Origin of the sequence: Hylemonella gracilis str. Niagara R, from assembly GCF_000600295.1 — a bacterium.
Classification (GTDB): domain Bacteria; phylum Pseudomonadota; class Gammaproteobacteria; order Burkholderiales; family Burkholderiaceae_C; genus Hylemonella; species Hylemonella gracilis_A.
This window is the reverse complement of sequence record NZ_JEMG01000001.1, coordinates 1,955,330-1,974,057: the sequence shown is the minus strand read 5'-3', so window position 1 is coordinate 1,974,057 and position 18,728 is coordinate 1,955,330. Positions and strand designations below refer to the sequence as shown.

Genomic DNA, 18,728 nt, shown 5'->3' with positions numbered 1-18,728 from the left:
ATGATGAAAAAAATCACGTCCATCATGCTGAGCTTGTCCATGGTCATGAGCGCTCAAGCATACGAGCTGAGCACGATGACACTCACATACTTCGACCACAGCGGCGAGGTCCCCAAAAAGACCTCGACAAGTTGTAACGTTGGCGCCGACTGTTACTCCTACTCCTATCAGGGAATCGGAACGGACATTTTTTTCACCCAGCGCCTTGATGCTGATAACCCCCTGCTTTCGCATGGCCCATGGATTGGGCAAGACGTTGGACGCGCCAAAGTCGGTGGAGATTCCATGCCCTACGGTGCTACAACCCTGGGCTACACCTTGATCATCAACCAAGGTCGATCACGCTATTACTTCGGTTACGGCTTTGGGGTCTCTTATGCATCTCTGAATTCAAAAAAATACGGGCTTCGCAGCAAAACCAACACTGCATCCGCATCGATTCTTGGTGTGGAGTTCTCCTTGTTTCCGTACTCCCAGTTTGTGGGTCTAGGACTCTATCTGGCGCTCAAATCCAGTCCGGATCTTCCGGCTGTTTATGCAAAAGACCAAACCAGCAACCGACGGTACTACGAGATGCCCATCTCCTCCAGCTTTGGCTTGATCCTCAGGTTCTGACATTGCACATCGATACTGCCCATGAGCACACTCGCCCGCGAAATCTCCCCCGGTCTCCTGATTCAGAACTTCACGCCGCCGCTGAAGCTTTCGGACTACAAGCTCATCGCCTTCGACATGGACTCCACGTTGATCAACATCGAGTGCGTGGACGAGATCGCCGACGCCGTGGGCCGCAAAGCCGAGGTCGCGGCCATCACCGAAGCCGCCATGCGTGGCGAAATCACCGACTTCAAGGACAGCCTGCGCCGCCGCGTGGCCTTGCTTGAAGGCGTGACCCTGGCAAACCTCGAAGCCGTCAAGCGCGACCGCCTGCGTCTGAACCCCGGCGCGGCCGAACTGGTCCGCGCATGCAAGCGGGCAGGCTTGAAGGTGCTGCTGGTCTCCGGCGGCTTCACCTATTTCTCCGACCATGTGCAAGCCTTGCTCGACATCGACCACACGCGCGCCAATGTGCTGGACATCCGCGACGGCGCGCTCACCGGCCGCCTGGTCGACCAGCCTTGGGGCGACATCTGCGATGGCGCCGAGAAGCAGCGCACGCTCTTGCAAACCTGCGCGCGGCTGGGCATCTCGCCGCGACAGGCCATCGCCATGGGCGATGGCGCCAATGACCTGCCCATGATGACGGCCTGCGCCGAAGCTGGAGGACTGTCCGTGGCCTACCACGCCAAGCCCAAGGTGCGCGAGCAGGCCATGGTGGCGATCAACACAGGCGGGCTCGATCGTCTGCTGGAAGTGCTGAGCGCGCCCCGCTGAATACAGCCCCGAATCGAACCGTGGCGCCTCAGCCACCAAACGTGATGTTGATGCCCGTGAAGAGCAGGGTGTCGTAGCGTTGGACGGGTTGTCGCGCCATGCCGTCGTAACGGCGCTGCAGCTTCATGCTCAGGCTCAGCGTACGGTTGACAGCCACCTGCAAGCCCATGTCCCATTGCCCGCGGGTGCCCTGAACCTCGCCCAGGTTGCGGTTGATGGTGAGTTTCTGCTGGAACTGGATGGACTCCGTGATGCGGTGGTTGGACTCCTCGCCCAGCATCAATTCGTACACGTACAGATCGTCACGCAGGCTCCCATTGATTTCCACGCCCTGCTTCAAGTAGCGGTCGTCGCGGTAGGACAAACCGCTGAGCACATCCCAGTTGTGCGCTTCACCGCGCAGCAACTGGTAACCAAAACCCGTGCTGTACACCTGACGCAACCCGAGCAGGGCAATCCGGTCGTGGCTCAGCTCCCCACCCCCGAAGGCGAACACACGTTCGGACAGGTTGTGGTCATACCGCGCCCCGATCAGTTCACGAAAGGCTGTGGTGGTTTCTCGTCGGGTGTTCGTCTGCGCATCCACCACTTCGGAGCTGCTCCTGACGAATTCGGCATTGATCGACAACTTGTTGGTCTCGGTGCGGCGCTGGGAATCCAGCACCAAGTTCAGGTTCGTCGTGTTGGTGTTGCCCGAGGTCGAGGACGAGGCAGCCCCAACATGGGTGACCCAGACCGGAACCGCCGGCGAAGTCGGCGCATCTGCGCTGTCGTGAGTGACTGGAGGATCGTGAGCCTCAGCGGCGGCAAACTGCATGGCACCAAGCAGTAGGCCGGCCATGCCGATGACGCATGGTTTCTTCATCTGCCCTATTCTGACGGGCCAGGCTCAGACCACCAAACCGTTGCAGCCTAGCCCCTATGCACAGACGGTTTTGACGTCAATCTGGTGACGATCACCTGATGATGCACGCTGTAGGCCGATTTTGGCTCGGAAAGTTAAGCACACGCACTCAATCCCCTCAAGTTGACAAGTCCGACGATGTGATTAAGATTTAGGCAGTCCTTTATCAGGAGTTCGCCATGGCCATCAGCAGCGTCAACAGCAATTCGATCAACACGGCGGCCTACGTCGCCCCCCAGCAGGACAATGCCGCAGCTCAGGCGCAAGAAGTCCAGGCTGCGCAAGCCCAGGAAACGCAGGCGGCGCAGCAGCAAACGCAACAAAGCGCTCCGCCCCCACAGGAAGCGCGCCCCGTGGTCAACACCCAGGGTCAGACCACCGGTCGGCTGGTCAACGAGACCGCCTGACGCGGCGGCAACTGCCTGCCTCCACGCCCCCCTGAGTCACCACCATAGGTCGCCCCGCTGGAAGACATCCCATGGTCATGGCACTGCAGTCACTCAACAGCGGCACGGCCAGCACCAGCGGCCAATTGAGCCTGTATCGAGCCAGGCTGCAACAAGCCCGGCGCGAAGCTGATCAGGCCGAGAACCGGGTTGCCCAGCTGGAGCAGCAAACCCAGACGGCCCGAAATCAGGCCGCGCGGGCCAATGACCGGGTGCGCAGTGTCGAAAGCAACCCGCCCCGCGCCGAATCCACCACGGAGCAGCGCGGCCAACAGGCCGCGCGCGCGACCCTCAATACACTGGGGCAATTGAACGGACGCCTGCTGAACGTCCAAGCCTGAAAGGCGTTTGCCCGGGCGCCCTGCCCCTCAAACGCCCCGCTGGCGCAAGGCCTCGTACAGGCACACGCCGCTGGCGACCGACACGTTGAGGCTCTCCACCCCCCCCTTCATCGGAATGCTGACCAGCGCATCACAGGTCTTGCGGGTCAGTTGCCTCATGCCTTCGCCTTCCGCACCCAGCACCAGCGCGGTCGGCCCCTTCAGATCGGACTGATACAAGGTCTGCGGCGCGTCGTCGCTGGTGCCGATGCACCAGATGTCGCGCTCCTTCAGCTCACCCAAAGTACGCGCCAGGTTGGTCACCATGAAGTAAGGCACGGTCTCGGCCGCGCCGCTGGCGACCTTGGCCACGGTGGCGTTCAACCCCACGGCATGGTCCTTGGGCGCGATAACAGCGTGCGCGCCAGCGCCATCGGCCACGCGCAGGCAGGCGCCCAGGTTGTGCGGGTCCGTCACCCCATCCAATACCAACAGCAGTGGCGGGACAGTCAAGCCGTCCAACAAATCGTCCAGGCTGTGGGCAAGTTCGATGGGCTGCACCCGCGCAGCCACCCCCTGGTGACCATGGCTGCCCGCGAGCTTGGACAGACGCAAACCATCGGCTTCAATCAGGCGGACCCCTGCCTCCTGGGCGCGCGCCACGAATTGACGCATGCGCGCGTCGCGGCGCGAGGCGTCGTAGTAGATGTCGAGGATGGAAGTTGGCGCCGTTTTGAGGCGCACCCCCACGGCATGGAAGCCGTACAGAACCTTGGGAGATGCAGACATGGGCGCCATTATCGGCGCTGCGGGCTCCCAGTCGGATTATTGAACCTGGCCCGCGCGGCCGCTCTGATGAGGCCTATCGGGCTCACTCCCTCAAGGCGCCTCGTGAGCGCGCCCCGCATCGATGGTGATGCGCCGCTCGCAGCGCGCTGCGATGCCCTTGTCGTGCGTGACCAGCACCAGGGTCGTGCCCTGCTCGCGGTTGAGCTCGAACATCAGTTCCATCACTTTCTCGCCGGTCGCGTAGTCCAGGCTGCCGGTCGGTTCATCCGCCAACAACACGGCCGGCTGCACGACAAAGGCGCGCGCCAGCGCCACACGCTGCTGTTCGCCGCCGGAGAGCAGCTTGGGATAGTGGTTCAGGCGGGCACCCAGGCCCACGCGCGCCAGCATCTCGGCGGCCGTCTTGCGCGCGTCCTTGCGGCCCGCGAGCTCCAACGGCAGCATCACGTTCTCCAGTGCGCTCAGGTGCGCCAGCAACTGGAAGCTCTGGAACACGAAGCCCAGCTTGCGCGCGCGCAGCGCGGCCCGCTCGTCCTCGTTCAAGGCGAACAAGTCCTCGCCCGCCAACCGCACCGTGCCACTGCTGGGCGTGTCCAGGCCGGCGATGATGGACAGCAGCGTGCTCTTGCCCGAACCGGAAGCACCCACGAGGGCGAGGGTCTGGCGCGGCGCCACGCTGAAATGGATATCACGCAGAATATCGAGCTGGCCGGTCGAATCGCTGACGGACTTGACGATGTGCTCGACGGCGATGACGGGATTGGAATCAACAGGAAGTGCGGATTCGGACATGAAGGATTTTTCTGCTGGGCGTTTTTGGAAGACCGCTCGTATGACGGGGCGCCGCTACTGTATCGCGGCCCTGTTGCTGGGCGGTTTCATGGGGGCATTTCATCTGCAAACTCAGGCGCAGACTCAGGTCCCATCCGTCGCGCCAGGCCAGACAGTGCTGGTCGTCGGTGACTCACTGAGCGCGGAGTACGGCCTGGCGCGCGGCAGCGGTTGGGTGGCCCTGCTGGAGAAGAAACTCGCCACCGAAAAGCCCGGCCTGCGCGTGGTCAACGCGAGCATCAGCGGTGACACCACCTTCGGTGGACGCTCGCGCCTGCCGGCGCTGCTCAAGCAGCACCGACCCCGCGTGGTGGTGATTGAGCTGGGTGGCAATGACGCGCTGCGCGGCCTGTCGCTGGACGCGACCCGGTCCAACCTGGCCTGGATGGCGCAGCAGGCCAAGCAGGCCGGTGCGCGCGTACTGCTGGTGGGCATGCAGATGCCACCCAACTACGGCGCGGACTATGCCCGCCGCTTCGCGGCGCTTTACACCGAGGTGGCGCGCGCCGAAAAGACCGGACTCGTGCCCTTCTTCCTGCAAGGCGTCGCGGATGGCCCGGACCCCACGCGTCTGTTCCAGGCCGACCGCATCCATCCGACCGCCGAGGCCCACCCCATCATGCTGGGCAACGTCTGGCCCGAGCTGAAAAAGCTGCTCTGAACCGCAGAACCCATGCAGCAAATATTGTCCGCGGAAGAGGCCCTGCGGCGCCTCGATGCTTTCGACGCCGTGTTGGATGCGCGCAGCGAAAGTGAATACGCCGAGGACCATTTGCCTGAGGCCCAGAACTGGCCCACGCTGAACGATGCCGAACGTCATGAGGTGGGTCTGCTGCACCGTAGCAATCCCTTCGAGGCCCGCAAGCGGGGCGCCATGATCGCGGCGCGCAATATCGCGACCCACATCGAGCGCGAGGTGCTGGACAAGTCCAAGGACTGGAAGCCGCTGATCTATTGCTGGCGAGGCGGCAAGCGCAGCGGCTCGCTGGCGCTGATCCTGAGCGAGATCGGTTTTTATGTCACGCGCATCGACGGGGGCTACAAGGCCTTTCGCAACGCCGTGCTGACCGACATACCGCGCCTGGCCACCGGCCTGGACTGGCGGGTGATCTGCGGCGCGACCGGCTCGGGCAAGACCCGGCTGCTGCACGCCCTGAGCGAAGCTGGCGCGCAGACGCTGGACCTTGAAGCATTGGCCTGCCACCGCAGCTCGGTGCTCGGCGCGCTGCCCGGCCAACCCCAGCCCACGCAGAAGGCTTTCGACACGCAGATCTGGAACGCCTTGCGCCGCTTCGACCCGGCGCGCCCCGTCTACGTGGAGAGCGAAAGCAAGAAGGTCGGCAACGTGGCCGTGCCGGACGCGCTCATGGCCGCCATGCGTGCCGCGCCCTGCCTGCACCTGCTCCTGCCCGAGGACGAACGCGTGGCCCTGCTGCTGGAAGACTACCCGCACTACGCCCAGGACACGGCGGGCTTCTGCGCCCGGCTGGACGCTCTGACCGAGCTGCGCGGCAAGAAGACCGTGGCGCACTGGCAGAACTTGGTCCAGACAGGCCAGCTACAGGAGGTGGTGCGTGACCTGCTGCGCACGCACTACGACCCCGGCTACCAGCAGTCCAGCCTGCGTAACTTCACGCGCTTCGCGGAGGCGCCAGAACTGCATCCGCGTGACCGCTCTATGGCGGCCATGCAGGCGCTGGCGCGGCAGATGCTGGCGGGTTGAGGCGCGCGTTTTCCGTTGCGCGGACCCGCTGCCAAGCAGGTGTGGCCTGGCCTTGGTCAACTCCGGAACCGCCTGCGCGTCAAGGCCAGCGCGATCCGCCAGGCCACCCAGCCATAGATGGCAAGCACGGCCAGGTGCAGCCAGGGGGACGCAGGCCAGTGCCCCAGGAACAGCGGGCGCACCAGTTCCACCACATGCGTCAAGGGCAAGCATTCGGACACCGCGTGCAGCCAGGCCGGCAGGTTCTCGCGCGGGAAGAACACCCCCGAGAGGAAGGTCATGGGCGTGAGCACCAGGGTGAAGTAGTAGGTGAAGAAGTCATAACCCTTGGCCAGGGCATTCACGATCAACGCCATGCTGCTGAACACCACCCCCGCCAGCAGCAGCACGGGCCAGGCCAGCAGCAGCATGGGGCTGCGGCTAATGTCCAGCGCCGCCATCACGAGCAGGATGACCGTGGCGGAGAACAGGGCCTTGAAGGCGGCCCACAGCATCTCGGCCCGCAGCACGTCACGCAGGTCGATGGGCGCGTTCATGATGCTCTCCCAAGTCTTCTGCACATGCATGCGCGAGAAGGCCGAGAACATGGCCTCGAAGGTGGCCGCGTTGATGGCGCTCATGCAGATCGAGCCGCTGGCCAGAAACACGAGGTAGGGCACGGCCTGGCCCGAGCTGCCCCAGGGCACGGTGCCGATCAGGGCGCCCAGGCCATAACCGAAAGCCACCAGGGTGATCAGCGGCTCGGCCACATTGCCCACCAGGCTGGGCAGGGCCAGCTTGCGCCAGACCAGCAGGTTGCGCAAGAAAATGGGCCACCAGCGCAGCGCCGGAGGCAGTAAGGCGACAGGTCTGCCCGTTGATTGCATGGACGTCTTCATCATCCTTCCTCCCGGATCTGGCGGCCCGTGAGCTTGAGGAACAGATCCTCCAGATTGGCCGGCCTGTGCAGACTGCGCAGGCCCTGCGCATGGGCCAGCGCCTGCAGCAGGGGCGCGGCGTCCTGCGTGTAGAAAAAGACCGTCTCGCCACTGACTTCGACCCGGCTGGCCAGCGCGCGCAAGGGCGCGTGAGCCTCTCCATGCGCCAGGGCCTGCGCCTGGCCTTCACCATTCACGCCATAGACCTCGACAACCTCGGGCTCCAGGTGCGCGGCGATCAGCTCCCGGGGTTTGCCTTCGGCGATCTTGCGCCCGTGGTCGATGACCAACAGGCGGTCGCAGAGGCGCTCGGCCTCGTCCATGAAGTGCGTGGTCAGCAGGATGGACTTGCCCTGCTGCAGCAGTTGCTGCAGCCGCTCCCACATCAGGTGTCGGGCCTGTGGGTCCAGGCCCGTGGTGGGCTCGTCCAGCATCAGCAGACGCGGATCGTTGACCAGCGCCCGGGCCAGGCTGAGTCGGCGCCGCATGCCGCCCGAGAGCTGGCCCGGCTTGGCGTCGGCCTTGTGAGCCAGGGCTGCGAAATCCAGCAGCGCCGGGATGCGCGCGCGCATGGCCGCAGTGTTGATGCCGAAATATCGACCGAACACCAGCAGGTTCTCGGCACAAGAGAAATCCGGATCAAGCGAGTCGTACTGAGTCACCACGCCCAGCTGCGCCTTGATGGCATGGGCGTCGTCCGGCATGCGCAGGCCAAAGGCCTGCACATGGCCACTGTCCGGCGCGCTCAATCCCAGGCACATGCGCAGGGTCGTGGTCTTGCCCGCCCCATTGGGGCCGATCACGCCCAGGCATTCGCCGGGGCGGATCTCGAAACTCAGATCCTGGACGACGGCGGTCTCGCCGTAGCGTTTGACTAGGTGATGGCAACTCAGAAAGGCATCCGACATGAGGGCGATTCTGGCACGGCGCCCTGCCCGGCAAGCCCCGGAAGACGCAGGCGCGAATACTGCGGGTGTCTCAGTCCAGCCAACGCACGGAACCCCGGTAGGCGTGCCAGGTGGCATGCCCCAGCCAGGGTCCGATGATGAGCAGGCCCAGGCCCCAGGGAATGAAGGCCAGCACCACCAGGGCGGTGATCAGCCCGCCCCAGAAAAGCATGACAGGCAGATTGCCGAAGAAAACCTGCAGGCTGGTGATCGAGGCTGAGATGGCGTCGGTGTCGCGGTCCAGGATCATGGGGATGGAGACCACGGAGGTGGCGAAGACCAGGCCGGCGAACACACCGCCCACCGTCGCATAGACCGCCACGAAGGCCCAGTTCTCCGGGTTGAACACGGCCTGCAGCACCCCGGCGGTCGATGGCATGCCGGTGTTGAAGAAGACGGCGAAGACCACCAGCGAAGCACGCCCCCACAACAGCTCCAGCAGCAGGAGCACGAGTACCAGCAAGGCCATGCTGCCGATATGCCGATCCCAACAGGTCAGCGAATTCGCAAGGTCAGCGGTCTGCCCGAGTTCACGTTGACGGCTGACTTCGTACAAGCCCATGGCCAGGAAAGGGCCGACCAGCAGACAGCCCGAGACCAGGGACATGGTGTAGACCGGCAGGTGCAGGAACACCGCGCTCAGGCTCAGCGCCATGCCCCAGAAGCAGAAGCCGTAAAAGAGCGCGATGCCCATGGCCGAAGCCATGTCGCGCCAGCCACGGGCAAGCCAGCGCAGCGGATCGGCGAAGGACAGCGGCACGATCTCGCGTCGAGGACCCGCAGGCGGCGGTGGCACGTAGGGCGAGGGTTGTTGGGCAGGCTGGGTGCGGCCGCCTTCGGGCATCTCTTGATCACGCATGCCAGCAAGCCTAGTGGGGCCGCCCCTGTCCTGTCGACTGAGGAAAACCCAGTCTGAATCGTGCCAGGATCAGCACCGGGTCAGATGCGACTCAGGACAAACGGCCCAGCGCCTGGGCCAAATCGGCCTGCAAGTCCTCCACCGCCTCCAGGCCGACCGAGAAACGCACCAGGGTACCGGGTTTCAGGTGCGCGGGCCAGCGCTCGCGCATGGCGTTCAGGTCGTAGGGCACGACCAGACTGACCGGGCCGCCCCAGGAATAGCCCAGCTTGAAGAGTTGCAGCGCGTCGCAAAAGGCGTCCACCTGCACGCCGGTATAACGGGCGTCGAACATCACGCTGAACAGGCCCGCTGCCTGGCCTGGCAGCCCCGGGCCCGATCCTGCAGCATCTGCTGCACCGCCGCACAGGGTCTTCCAGTGCGCATGGCCGGGCGCGTCCGGGAGCGCCGGATGCAGCACCTGCGAGAACTCTGTGCGATCCAGGCACCAATGTGCCAATCGCCGCGCCGCCCGGTCGTGCGCGGCATAGCGCAGCACAATGCTCGGCAGACCACGCAGCACGGCCTCCACGTCGTTCATGCCCACGCCCAGGCCCAGACGCATGTGTGTGTTCTTCAGCCGCAGGTGCAGGGCTTCGTCGCGGGTGACGACCGATCCCATCAGCACATCGCCGCCACCGCTGGGGTATTTGGTCAGCGCGTGGGCGGTGAGGTCCACGCCCAGGCCGGGAGCAATGTCAAAAGCGTTGAAAGCCAGGCCCGCGCCCCAAGTGTTGTCCAGGGCCACGGTCACCTGAGGGGAGGCACGGCAGATGCGCAGCAGTTCGGGCAGGTCGGGGAACTCCAGTGTCACCGAACCCGCGGCCTCCAGCCAGACCACGCGGGTCCGGTCCGTGATGCGCCGCGCCAGATCCTGCGGGTCCATGGGGTCGTAGAACTGGTGGGTGATGCCCCAGGTCTTCAGCTCGCCTTCGGCCAGGGCCTTGCTGGGTCCGTAGACGTTGTCGGGCAGCAGCACTTCGTCGCCCTGCGCGAGCAGGGACAGCCCCACCAGGGCGATGGCCGACAACCCGCTGGGAACCAGCAAGGTCTGCAGGCCGCCCTCCAGCGTGGCCAGTCGCTCCTCCAGCAGGTAGCTGGTCGGCGTGCCGTGCAGACCGTAGGTGTAGCCCGTCTTGTGCTTCCACTCCCGGCTGCGCATGGCCGCGACGCTAGGGAAGAACACGGTCGAGGCCTTGAACACGCCGGGCTGCGGCGCCGCGAAATCCTCGGGCGGGCGGTAGGGGTGGTGGATCAGCTGGGTGGTGAGGTCGGGAGACGGTCGATCTAGGGAGGTATCTTGGGGGCGCATGCGCCGATGGTAGCGGCTAGCGGGTGCCGGCCGCAGCGATCTCCAGAAAACGCGCCGTGCCCCGGGTGAGGGCCCGGTCGCGGTGCCGGATGCAATGCAGCATGCGCTTGAGCGGCGGCAGGCCCGGTACACGATCGGTCAGGGCCACCACCGCCCCCTGCGCCAGCAAATCGGCCACCACGCTGCTGGACAAGCAGCTCACGCCCAGGCCTGCAGCGACCGCGCGCTTGATGGCCTCGGAATCCCCCAGTTCCATGTCCACGTTCATGCGCCCGAGCAGGGGCAGCAGGCTGCGTTCGACTTCCTCGCGCGTGCCACTGCCCGGCTCGCGCAGCAGCCAGGGTGCATCGGCCAGGTCTTGGAGGGTCGCGTTGCCGCAGGCCAAGACATGTGTGGCGGCCACGAAGACGATGAGATCGTCTTCCCGCCAGGGCTCGATGTGCAGCTCCGGATGGTGGCTGGGGCCTTCGATCAGGCCGAAATCAACTTCCAGCGCCGCCACGGCGGCCACCACTTCGCCGGTGTTGCCCACGGTCAAGGCGACGCGCGCCTGCGGGTGCGCGCGCCGCAGGGCCGCGAGCTGGGCCGGCACCAGGTAGTTGGCGATGGTGGTGCTGGCGCCGATCAGCAGCGAGAACGGAGCACCGTCCCTCTCGCGCCCATTTCCCCCTGTGGGCAGCAAACCCTGCAGGTCTTCGGCCTGATCCAACAAGGCCTGGGCGCGCGGCAGCAGCAGGCGGCCATTTTCGTTCAGCACCAGGCGACGGCCGAGTCGGTCGAACAGCGCCTGCCCCAAGGCCTGTTCCAGCCGGGCCAGGGCCTGGCTGGCGGCGGATTGGGTCAGGGCCAGGGTTTCGGCCGCCCGGTGGACGTTTTCCTGCCGGGCAATGGCGCAGAACACGTCCAGTTCGCGCAAGGTGAATCGCAGCCCCATGGAGGGTCCTTTGTCGGGGTGTCTGTCGACGGTTAAATTAGAAAAATCGATCAATCAAAGAATTATTATCCGTTTCTCTTTTTAGCGGCCCCTGTATATCGTTGCAGGCATGGCCGATCTGCTTCCCTCGCCCCGCACTCATACCTCCGCAAGATCGCTCGCGCGCAGCCTGTCCTCGATCGCACCACTCCTGGCGGGCCTGCGGCCGAACGCCCTGCCCGGTCTGACTCTGACCCTGCTGATCTCGGCGGTGGCGATGGCCCTGGCCGAGCAGTCTTGGGCGCGGCAACTGGGTCTTTCGGCCTTGACCCTGGCCATTGCGCTCGGCCTGCTGCTGGGCCATACCGTTTATCCCCGGCTGCGTCGCGTTGCCGAATCGGGTGTGGACTGGAGCAAACAGAAGCTGCTGCGTCTGGGCATCGTGCTCTTTGGCCTGCGCCTCTCGTTCCAGGACATCGCCGCCGTCGGCTGGGTGGGCGTCGCTGTGGATGCGGCCATGCTGCTATCGACTTTCGCGCTTGCCCTGTGGCTGGGCCGGCGCTGGCTGCGGCTGGATGGCCAGACGGTCATGCTGATCGGCACGGGCAGCGCCATCTGCGGCGCCGCCGCCGTGCTGGCCACCGCCCCCCTGCTCAAGGCGACTGCGGAGAAGATCGCGGTGGCCGTGGCCACCGTGGTGGTGTTCGGCACGCTGGCGATGTTCCTTTATCCGGTGCTGTACGCCCTGGTGCAGCCCTGGGGCGTCACAGCCTGGGCTTTTGGCCTTTACACGGGCGCCACCGTGCATGAAGTGGCCCAGGTCGCCGCCGTGGGCAACACGCTCGGTCCCGAGGCCGCGAACAGCGCGGTGATCACGAAAATGATCCGCGTGCTGATGCTGGCGCCTTTTCTGCTCGGCCTGTCCTGGTGGCTCGCGCGGCGCCCGATGGCAGCCCCAATAGCGCAGCCGATCGGGGCAACCACAGCGCCAGATCTTCGCACTGACATGGCGCCCACCCGCACCCGGCTGACCCTGCCCTGGTTCGCCTTGGGCTTCGTGGCCGTGGCGGGCCTGCGCACGTTGGACCAGGCCCAAGGGCTGATCGCGCCCGGGCTGCTACACGCCCTGCTGTGGTTCGACACCTGGGTGCTCGCCGCCGCCATGGCCGCGCTGGGTCTCACGACCCATGCAGTGGCGATCCGCCGGGCCGGCCGCAAGCCGCTGATGCTGGCCGGTGGCCTATTCGTCTGGCTGCTATTCGGCGGGGCGCTGATCAACGCGGTCACGCACCGAGTCATGGGCTGACCGGCTGATCGGCCAACGGACCGAGCCGACCGCATCGACGCGGATTACGACGCAGCGCTCAAGCGCCGCAGCGCAGCCTCAGTTGGAGATCTTCCACTTCGCCAGCAGCTCGGCCGGGCGCATTTTGTCGTAGCCCTCGAAAGGCTGATGGATCCATGGGTCGGTGGGCAGGAACTCGACTGAATAGTCCGCCTGGAAGGTGGAACGCGCCTTGGTCCAGATGACCGCCGTGCGCAGCTCGGAAATAGGGCTGTAGCGGTCGCGCAGCATGCGCACCACCGCGTCCAGCGTGTGTCCGGAATCGGCCAGATCGTCCACCAGCAGCACGCGACCCGCGATCTCGCCCTGCGGCGTGGTGATGTACTTGGCGATGTCCAAGTGCCCCTGTGTCATGCCAGCGTTGGCACGGTAGGAGCTGGTCGACATGATGGCCAAGGGCTTTTCGAAGATGCGGGAAAGGATGTCGCCCGGTCGCATACCGCCCCGCGCAAGACAAAGGATGGTGTCGAATTGCCACCCCGACTGGTGGACCTGGATCGCCAGCTTCTCGATCAGGTCGTGGTATTCCACGTAGCTCACGTACAGGTGCTTGCCGTCTTCGGTCAACATGGTCGCGGGTTCCTCGATTCTATGAAGCTGCGAGCGAGCATCAGGCCAGATAAGGGTGTTTCATCAGGATCGTGTGATCGCGATCCGGACTGGTGGAAATCAGGTGGATGGGCACACCCGTCACATGCGCGATGCGCTGCAGGTACAGCCGCGCGTTGACCGGCAGCTTGTCGTAGTCCGTCACGCCCACGGTGCTGTCGCTCCAGCCGGCCATCGTTTCGTAGATCGGCTTGCAACGCGCGATTTCTTCCGCGCCCATGGGCAGGATATCGATGGTCTCGCCGTCCAGTTCGTAGCCGGTGCACAGCTTCAGTTCCTTCAACCCGTCCAACACGTCCAGCTTGGTCAGGCACAGGCCCGACAAGCCGTTGACCTGTGCGCTGCGCTTGAGCAATGCCGCATCGAACCAGCCGCAGCGGCGCGAACGGCCGGTGGTCACGCCCTTTTCGGCGCCCACGGTGCTCATGTGGTAACCCGGCGTGCCCGGCACTTCCCATTCCAGCTCGGTCGGGAACGGACCACCGCCCACGCGCGTGCAATAGGCCTTGGTGATGCCGAGGATGTAGTGCAGCATGCCCGGCCCGACACCGGCACCCGCCGCCGCGTTGCCGGCCACGCAATTGCTGGAGGTCACGTAGGGGTAGGTGCCGTGGTCCACGTCCAGCAAGGTGCCTTGAGCACCCTCGAACAGCAGGTTCTGCCCCTTGTCGTGCGCTTCGTTCAGTTCGCGCGACACATCGGCCATCATGGGTTTGAGCAGTTCGGCATGGCGCATGGCTTCGGCATACACCGGCTCGAACTGGACCTGGCCATCCTGAATGTAGGGCTGCAGAGCCGCCGGGAAAGCGAACTGCCGCGCGCCCAGGTAGGTGCAGAGCACATGGTTGTGCAAGGCGAGCAGTTCCTTGAGTTTCGCGGCGAAGCGCTCGGGGTACTTCAGATCCTGCACGCGCAGGGCGCGGCGGGCGATCTTGTCCTCGTAGGCCGGGCCGATGCCGCGGCCCGTGGTGCCGATCTTCTCGGTGCCGCCCTGCTCGCGCGCGGCCTCGCGGGCCACATCCAGCGCGGCGTGGAAAGGGAGGATGAGCGGGCAGGCTTCGGAGATGCGCAGGCGCGAGCGCACCTCTACCCCCGCCTTTTCCAGGCCTTCGATTTCCTCGAAGAGCTTGGCCGCCGACAACACCACACCATTGCCGATGTAGCAGGTCACGCCCGCGCGCATGATGCCGCTGGGAATCAGGTGCAGCGCGGTCTTGACACCGTTGATGACCAGGGTATGCCCCGCGTTGTGGCCGCCTTGGAAACGCACCACACCCTGGGCACTTTCGGTCAGCCAGTCCACCAGCTTGCCCTTGCCCTCATCACCCCACTGGGTGCCCACGACGACGACGTTGCGTCCTTTGCTTGTGTTCATGCTTTGCTTCTCTGCTTGTCGGTTCAGACCGTATGAGGTTGGGAGCCAATGGCGCGGACACGCCAAGCGCCCCCGCTCTCGATCAATTCGCGGTCGCAGTGGAATTCATCCACTTCGCTTTCATGGCCAGGTAGCACACAGACCACGGTTTCACCTTGCGCCCGCAGGCGTGCGATCGCTGCGCGCAAATCGGCGGCTGCCAAATCGTCGCCCGGCCAAGGCGCGCGGATGGCCGCACGCAAGGCACGCTCGGGTACCGCGCCCACAAGGGTCTTCAGGTCCAAGCTGAAACCCACGGCGGGCCGCTTGCGGCCGAACACGGCGCCCACCTCGTCGTAGCGACCGCCACGCAAAAGAGCATCGCTCACACCCTTGGCGTAGACGGCGAAACGCATGCCGCTGTAATAGCCATAGCCCCGCAAATCCGCCAGATCAAAACCGACGGAAACTCCGGTGCGCCCACCCAGGCTGCGCGCCAGCCAACGCAAGCCCGCCAGGGCTTGCCCGACCGCGGGCAAGGCGGGCAGCACGCGGGCAGCTTCATCGAGCACCTTGGCATCACCGTACAGCCCCGGAAGGGCCAGCACGCTCTGGCGGGCCGCCGCCGACAGGCCAGGCAGGCCACGGACCAAGCCCGCAAGGGCGGGCACGTCCTTGGCCGCCAGCGCGGCATGGATTTCTTCCTTGACTTCCGCGCCCAATGGCCCGGCACCGTCGCTTTCCAGCAAGGCGCTGACGATCCTGGCATCCGCCAGATCGAGGGTATGCGCGGGCAGGCGCGCGGACTGCAGGCAGTCCAGCGCCAGTTCAAGGATTTCAAGATCGGCCTCAGCCCCGGCATGGCCGTAGATTTCCGCACCGAACTGCATCGGTTCGCGGGTGGCATGCGCGCTGGCGGGACGGGTGTGCACCACCGGGCCGCAATAGCACAGGCGAGCCAAGCCCCGGCGGTTGAGCAAGTGCGCGTCGATGCGCGCCACCTGCGGTGTGGTGTCGGCCCGCAGGCCCATGGAGCGGCCCGAGAGCTGATCGACGAGTTTGAAGGTCTGAAGGTTCAGAGCTTGACTGGCCCCGCTCAGCAGGGAACTCAGGTACTCCAGCAGCGGCGGCATGACCAGCTCATAACCGTAGGCGCGCGCGGTGTCCAGCAAGTCGCGTCGAAGCTCCTCGATGTGGCGCGCCTCGGAAGGCAGGACGTCAGCGATGTGATCCGGCAGCAGCCAGGCGGACATGGGAACGGGGAGGCTGTTAAAAATAGGATTCTACCCGCCTCATCCAGGCCGTCATCCCCCACCCGGCAGGGCCACCGGCGGCGTTCCCGCCCGGGCGTGGCCGACCCGAGCACCCTTCAGGCCAGGAACCAGACGCCGATCAGGCCCAGCAGGATGCTGCACAGACCCCAAAAGCGGATCTGCCCGTCGTTGAGCTGCAGCATCTGACTGAACATCCGCCGCCAGCCGCCGGGCGACAGGAAGGGCAGCAAGCCTTCCACCACGAGTACCAGAGCCAGCGCGGTCCAGAACGTGTCGCCATCCATCGGTCTAAACGAACAGGGAGGCGATGGTGCAGGGTTGCGCCCAGGGACCGGTCAGCCCGGACCACGGGGGAGCACCACGCCCTGGGTCTGAATTACCGCGCCGGCGCAGCTGCGGGCGCGCCCTGACCGCGGAAGACGCGGAAGAACTCCGAACCATTGGGGTCCAGCACCATCACGTCGCTCTTGCTCGCGAAGCTGGCCTTGTAGGCTTCCAGGCTGCGGTAGAAACGCGCGAACTGCGGATCCCGACCGAAGGCGTCAGCGTAAGCGCGGGAGGCCTCGGCATCCCCTTCACCCTTGATCTTCTGAGCATCGCGGTAAGCATTGGCCACTGTCACCTCACGCTGGCGATCCGCGTCGGCGCGAATCTTCTCGCCTTCGGCGGCGCCGGTGGAACGCAGCTCGTTGGCCACGCGCTTGCGCTCGGCCTCCATGCGGCGGTAGACGGATTCGGTGATGGCTTCCACGTAGTCCACGCGGGTGATGCGCACATCCACGATGTCGATGCCCCAGGGTTTCTCGCCGCGCACGGCACCCAGCACCTCGGACTTCACATCGGCCATCAGCGCCTCGCGCTTGGTCGAAAGCAGTTCGCGCACCGTGCGTCGGTTGACCTCCTCCTGGAAGGCATTGCGCACCACACGGTTCAACTGACTGGCACCGGTCTGCTCGTCAACACCGACGTTGCGGATGTATTCACCCGGGTCGGTGATGCGCCAGCGCACGTACCAGTCAATCACCACACGCTGCTTCTCGGCCGTCAGCATCGGTTCGGTGTCGGTGCTGTCCAGCGTCAACAGACGCTTGTCGATGTAGCTCACGTTCTGGAACGGAGGCGGCAGCTTGAAGTTCAAGCCCGGTTCGGTGATGACTTCCTTGATCTGTCCCAGCGCGTAAAGCACACCGAACTGCCGCTGGTCGACGACAAACAGCATGGAACTGGCCAGCGCCAAGAGCACCAGCAGCGATGAAATGATGAATCCGAGGCGGTTCATGTCTGTTCTTCCTTGTTCTTGCGGGACTCAGCGGGATTCGCGCTCACGCGAGCGCTGGTTCAGGCGTGATCGCGCATCGTTGAGCGCCGCTGAACCTTCCGCCGCGCCCGAGGCCGGGGCCGTGCCCTGCATCAAGGACTGCGAGGGAAAAGTAGCCCCTGGATCGGCCACGGCGCCCTGCTGCAGCAGTTTGTCCAGCGGCAGGTACAGCAGGTTGCTGCCCTGCTTGGTCTCGACCAGGACCTTGGTCACGTTGCCATAGATTTCCTGCATGGCCTCGAGGTAGAGGCGGTCACGCGTGACCTGCGGCGCACGCTGGTACTCAGCCAGCACGGAGCGGAAGCGCTGCGCATCACCCTGGGCCTGCGCCACGATGCGCGCCTTGTAGGCATCGGCTTCTTCCTTCAGTCGCGAGGCGGTACCGACCGCACGCGGCACCACGTCGTTGGCGTAGGCCTCGGCCTCGTTCTTCAGTCGCTCGCGCTCCTGCCCAGCCTTGAGCACGTCGTCGAAGGCCGCCTGCACCTGCTCGGGTGGGCGCACACCGCCTTGCTGGAGGTTGATGCCCACGATCTCGATGCCCACGTTGTAACGGTCCAGGATCTGCTGCATCAGGGCGCGCAGGCGCGGCGCGATTTGGTCGCGCTCCTCGGACAAGGCCTGGTCCATGCGCATCTTGCCCACCACTTCGCGCACCGCTGTTTCGGCCGCCTGCACCACCGCGGCGGAAGGATCACGGCTTTCAAACAGGTAGGCGCGGGCGTCATTCAGACGGTACTGCACCGCGAATTTGAGCTCGATGATGTTCTCGTCCTCGGTCAACATGGCCGATTCACGCAGTCCGGTGGCGCGGATCACCACGTCACGGCCCACATCGACGGACCGGATCTGCGTGACGAAGACCAACTCATGACGCTGGATCGGATAAGGCAGGCGCCAGTTGAAACCGGCACCCACGGTGCTGTGGTAACGCCCGAACTGCGTCACGACGGCCTGCTGACCTTCCTGCACGATGAAGAAACCGGTGCCGAGCCAGATCAGCAAGGCGATGGAACCAATCAGGCCGATGCCTATGCCTGCGCTCTTGGCATTGCCACCGTTGCCGCCGCCCGGGGCGCCCCGGTTGTTGCGCCCTCCGCCCTGGCCGCCACCGAACAGGCCGGACAGCTTGCGGGTGAAATCGCGCCACAACTCATCCAGGTCAGGTGGCCCCTGATTCGCCCCTTGTGGGCGGCCGCGACCGGAACCCTGCGGGCCGTACGAAGGCGAAGGCGGTTCGGAATCAGGACGCTCATTGCCCGTCCCGGAAGTGCCTGCGCCCGGGGCATCTTGGGACGGTGGTTGCGAGGAAGACGACGGCGCGTCATCGCTGCGACCCCAACGCGGATCGTTCAGGTTGAACATGCCGCGCAGTCGCTCCCACCATTGACCGCGACGCGAAACGCGTGGCTGCTGGGCATTCGCTTCCGCTTGCGGGTCGTTCATCACCTCGG

21 protein-coding genes are annotated in these 18,728 nt (G+C 65.2%); 7 read left to right on the top strand and 14 right to left on the bottom strand.

The features are described from left to right. Complete coding sequence (locus AZ34_RS09210; protein WP_035607351.1) at positions 1 to 615, top strand: hypothetical protein; 615 nt, start codon at positions 1 to 3, stop codon at positions 613 to 615. 21 nt (positions 616 to 636) lie between these two features. Then, positions 637 to 1,374 carry a phosphoserine phosphatase SerB gene (serB, locus tag AZ34_RS09205; protein ID WP_035607348.1) on the top strand — a complete coding sequence of 246 codons (738 nt, stop codon included), beginning with the start codon at positions 637 to 639 and terminating at the stop codon, positions 1,372 to 1,374. Between the two features lie 28 nt (positions 1,375 to 1,402). Here the strand turns inward: serB and AZ34_RS09200 are convergent, their stop codons facing one another. Next, positions 1,403 to 2,239 (bottom strand): DUF481 domain-containing protein, encoded by an 837-nt coding sequence (locus tag AZ34_RS09200; RefSeq protein WP_035607346.1) that lies wholly within the window; start codon positions 2,237 to 2,239, stop codon positions 1,403 to 1,405. Positions 2,240 to 2,457: 218 nt separating this feature from the next. On the opposite strand from AZ34_RS09200, the gene AZ34_RS09195 reads away from it, so the two are divergent. Together AZ34_RS09195 and AZ34_RS09190 are read left to right on the top strand one after the other, a co-directional pair. After that, positions 2,458 to 2,685 (top strand): hypothetical protein, encoded by a 228-nt coding sequence (locus tag AZ34_RS09195; RefSeq protein WP_035607344.1) that lies wholly within the window; start codon positions 2,458 to 2,460, stop codon positions 2,683 to 2,685. 71 nt (positions 2,686 to 2,756) lie between these two features. Further along, positions 2,757 to 3,065, top strand: coding sequence for a hypothetical protein (locus AZ34_RS09190; protein ID WP_035607341.1), 309 nt, complete (start codon positions 2,757 to 2,759; stop codon positions 3,063 to 3,065). 27 nt (positions 3,066 to 3,092) lie between these two features. Here the strand turns inward: AZ34_RS09190 and rlmB are convergent, their stop codons facing one another. Then, on the bottom strand, positions 3,093 to 3,833 hold the full coding sequence (gene rlmB, locus AZ34_RS09185; protein WP_035611308.1) for a 23S rRNA (guanosine(2251)-2'-O)-methyltransferase RlmB: 741 nt from the start codon (positions 3,831 to 3,833) through the stop codon (positions 3,093 to 3,095). Between the two features lie 90 nt (positions 3,834 to 3,923). After that, positions 3,924 to 4,625, bottom strand: a complete 702-nt coding sequence (locus AZ34_RS09180; protein ID WP_035607338.1) for an ABC transporter ATP-binding protein — start codon at positions 4,623 to 4,625, stop codon at positions 3,924 to 3,926. 40 nt (positions 4,626 to 4,665) lie between these two features. Here AZ34_RS09180 and AZ34_RS09175 point away from each other — a divergent pair, with 40 nt between their 5' ends. Both AZ34_RS09175 and mnmH read left to right on the top strand, forming a co-directional pair. Continuing rightward, positions 4,666 to 5,325 carry an arylesterase gene (locus tag AZ34_RS09175; protein ID WP_035607335.1) on the top strand — a complete coding sequence of 220 codons (660 nt, stop codon included), beginning with the start codon at positions 4,666 to 4,668 and terminating at the stop codon, positions 5,323 to 5,325. Positions 5,326 to 5,337: 12 nt separating this feature from the next. Then, the gene (gene mnmH, locus AZ34_RS09170; RefSeq protein WP_035607332.1) at positions 5,338 to 6,387 is read left to right on the top strand and encodes a tRNA 2-selenouridine(34) synthase MnmH; all 1,050 of its coding nucleotides are present in this window, start codon (positions 5,338 to 5,340) and stop codon (positions 6,385 to 6,387) included. Positions 6,388 to 6,443: 56 nt separating this feature from the next. Here the strand turns inward: mnmH and AZ34_RS09165 are convergent, their stop codons facing one another. The 5 genes from AZ34_RS09165 to AZ34_RS09145 form a co-directional block, all read right to left on the bottom strand. Continuing rightward, positions 6,444 to 7,265: an ABC transporter permease gene (locus AZ34_RS09165; protein ID WP_051509646.1), complete on the bottom strand. Its 822-nt coding sequence runs from the start codon at positions 7,263 to 7,265 to the stop codon at positions 6,444 to 6,446. Next, positions 7,265 to 8,212, bottom strand: a complete 948-nt coding sequence (locus AZ34_RS09160) for an ATP-binding cassette domain-containing protein (RefSeq protein WP_035607329.1) — start codon at positions 8,210 to 8,212, stop codon at positions 7,265 to 7,267. The genes AZ34_RS09165 and AZ34_RS09160 overlap by 1 nt, the downstream gene beginning before the upstream one ends. 70 nt (positions 8,213 to 8,282) lie before the next feature. Continuing rightward, positions 8,283 to 9,110, bottom strand: coding sequence for a DUF2189 domain-containing protein (locus AZ34_RS09155; protein ID WP_197026521.1), 828 nt, complete (start codon positions 9,108 to 9,110; stop codon positions 8,283 to 8,285). Positions 9,111 to 9,201: 91 nt separating this feature from the next. Then, on the bottom strand, positions 9,202 to 10,461 hold the full coding sequence (locus AZ34_RS09150) for a PLP-dependent transferase (RefSeq protein ID WP_035607327.1): 1,260 nt from the start codon (positions 10,459 to 10,461) through the stop codon (positions 9,202 to 9,204). 16 nt (positions 10,462 to 10,477) lie between these two features. After that, positions 10,478 to 11,395 carry a LysR family transcriptional regulator gene (locus AZ34_RS09145; protein ID WP_035607325.1) on the bottom strand — a complete coding sequence of 306 codons (918 nt, stop codon included), beginning with the start codon at positions 11,393 to 11,395 and terminating at the stop codon, positions 10,478 to 10,480. Between the two features lie 109 nt (positions 11,396 to 11,504). Here AZ34_RS09145 and AZ34_RS09140 point away from each other — a divergent pair, with 109 nt between their 5' ends. Beyond that, positions 11,505 to 12,680 carry a YeiH family protein gene (locus AZ34_RS09140; RefSeq protein ID WP_081767146.1) on the top strand — a complete coding sequence of 392 codons (1,176 nt, stop codon included), beginning with the start codon at positions 11,505 to 11,507 and terminating at the stop codon, positions 12,678 to 12,680. A gap of 78 nt (positions 12,681 to 12,758) precedes the next feature. Here AZ34_RS09140 and AZ34_RS09135 read toward each other — a convergent pair whose 3' ends face one another. From AZ34_RS09135 to hflK, 6 genes are all read right to left on the bottom strand, one after another. Next, positions 12,759 to 13,289, bottom strand: a complete 531-nt coding sequence (locus AZ34_RS09135) for a phosphoribosyltransferase (protein WP_035607322.1) — start codon at positions 13,287 to 13,289, stop codon at positions 12,759 to 12,761. A 40-nt stretch (positions 13,290 to 13,329) separates the two neighbouring features. After that, on the bottom strand, positions 13,330 to 14,703 hold the full coding sequence (locus AZ34_RS09130) for an adenylosuccinate synthase (RefSeq protein ID WP_035607319.1): 1,374 nt from the start codon (positions 14,701 to 14,703) through the stop codon (positions 13,330 to 13,332). 23 nt (positions 14,704 to 14,726) lie between these two features. Beyond that, positions 14,727 to 15,935 carry an ATP phosphoribosyltransferase regulatory subunit gene (locus AZ34_RS09125; protein WP_035607317.1) on the bottom strand — a complete coding sequence of 403 codons (1,209 nt, stop codon included), beginning with the start codon at positions 15,933 to 15,935 and terminating at the stop codon, positions 14,727 to 14,729. Between the two features lie 116 nt (positions 15,936 to 16,051). Then, on the bottom strand, positions 16,052 to 16,240 hold the full coding sequence (locus AZ34_RS09120; protein WP_035607314.1) for a DUF2065 domain-containing protein: 189 nt from the start codon (positions 16,238 to 16,240) through the stop codon (positions 16,052 to 16,054). 92 nt (positions 16,241 to 16,332) lie between these two features. Then, positions 16,333 to 17,235, bottom strand: a complete 903-nt coding sequence (gene hflC / locus AZ34_RS09115; protein WP_035607311.1) for a protease modulator HflC — start codon at positions 17,233 to 17,235, stop codon at positions 16,333 to 16,335. 27 nt (positions 17,236 to 17,262) lie between these two features. After that, complete coding sequence (gene hflK / locus AZ34_RS09110; RefSeq protein ID WP_231495581.1) at positions 17,263 to 18,639, bottom strand: FtsH protease activity modulator HflK; 1,377 nt, start codon at positions 18,637 to 18,639, stop codon at positions 17,263 to 17,265. Positions 18,640 to 18,728 lie beyond the last annotated feature (89 nt).

Excerpts from the sequence above, each read along its gene's own strand:
- serB (WP_035607348.1), top strand. The coding sequence starts at position 637 with ATGAGCACACTCGCCCGCGAAATCTCCCCCGGTCTCCTGATTCAGAAC.
- AZ34_RS09195 (WP_035607344.1), top strand. The coding sequence starts at position 2,458 with ATGGCCATCAGCAGCGTCAACAGCAATTCGATCAACACGGCGGCCTAC.
- AZ34_RS09155 (WP_197026521.1), bottom strand. The coding sequence starts at position 9,110 with ATGCGTGATCAAGAGATGCCCGAAGGCGGCCGCACCCAGCCTGCCCAA.
- AZ34_RS09180 (WP_035607338.1), bottom strand. The coding sequence starts at position 4,625 with ATGTCCGAATCCGCACTTCCTGTTGATTCCAATCCCGTCATCGCCGTC.
- rlmB (WP_035611308.1), bottom strand. The coding sequence starts at position 3,833 with ATGTCTGCATCTCCCAAGGTTCTGTACGGCTTCCATGCCGTGGGGGTG.
- AZ34_RS09135 (WP_035607322.1), bottom strand. The coding sequence starts at position 13,289 with ATGTTGACCGAAGACGGCAAGCACCTGTACGTGAGCTACGTGGAATAC.
- AZ34_RS09145 (WP_035607325.1), bottom strand. The coding sequence starts at position 11,395 with ATGGGGCTGCGATTCACCTTGCGCGAACTGGACGTGTTCTGCGCCATT.
- AZ34_RS09175 (WP_035607335.1), top strand. The coding sequence starts at position 4,666 with ATGACGGGGCGCCGCTACTGTATCGCGGCCCTGTTGCTGGGCGGTTTC.
- hflK (WP_231495581.1), bottom strand. The coding sequence starts at position 18,639 with ATGTTCAACCTGAACGATCCGCGTTGGGGTCGCAGCGATGACGCGCCG.
- AZ34_RS09125 (WP_035607317.1), bottom strand. The coding sequence starts at position 15,935 with ATGTCCGCCTGGCTGCTGCCGGATCACATCGCTGACGTCCTGCCTTCC.
- AZ34_RS09210 (WP_035607351.1), top strand. The coding sequence starts at position 1 with ATGATGAAAAAAATCACGTCCATCATGCTGAGCTTGTCCATGGTCATG.
- AZ34_RS09190 (WP_035607341.1), top strand. The coding sequence starts at position 2,757 with ATGGTCATGGCACTGCAGTCACTCAACAGCGGCACGGCCAGCACCAGC.
- AZ34_RS09130 (WP_035607319.1), bottom strand. The coding sequence starts at position 14,703 with ATGAACACAAGCAAAGGACGCAACGTCGTCGTCGTGGGCACCCAGTGG.
- AZ34_RS09165 (WP_051509646.1), bottom strand. The coding sequence starts at position 7,265 with ATGAAGACGTCCATGCAATCAACGGGCAGACCTGTCGCCTTACTGCCT.
- AZ34_RS09150 (WP_035607327.1), bottom strand. The coding sequence starts at position 10,461 with ATGCGCCCCCAAGATACCTCCCTAGATCGACCGTCTCCCGACCTCACC.
- mnmH (WP_035607332.1), top strand. The coding sequence starts at position 5,338 with ATGCAGCAAATATTGTCCGCGGAAGAGGCCCTGCGGCGCCTCGATGCT.
- AZ34_RS09160 (WP_035607329.1), bottom strand. The coding sequence starts at position 8,212 with ATGTCGGATGCCTTTCTGAGTTGCCATCACCTAGTCAAACGCTACGGC.
- AZ34_RS09200 (WP_035607346.1), bottom strand. The coding sequence starts at position 2,239 with ATGAAGAAACCATGCGTCATCGGCATGGCCGGCCTACTGCTTGGTGCC.
- hflC (WP_035607311.1), bottom strand. The coding sequence starts at position 17,235 with ATGAACCGCCTCGGATTCATCATTTCATCGCTGCTGGTGCTCTTGGCG.
- AZ34_RS09120 (WP_035607314.1), bottom strand. The coding sequence starts at position 16,240 with ATGGATGGCGACACGTTCTGGACCGCGCTGGCTCTGGTACTCGTGGTG.
- AZ34_RS09140 (WP_081767146.1), top strand. The coding sequence starts at position 11,505 with ATGGCCGATCTGCTTCCCTCGCCCCGCACTCATACCTCCGCAAGATCG.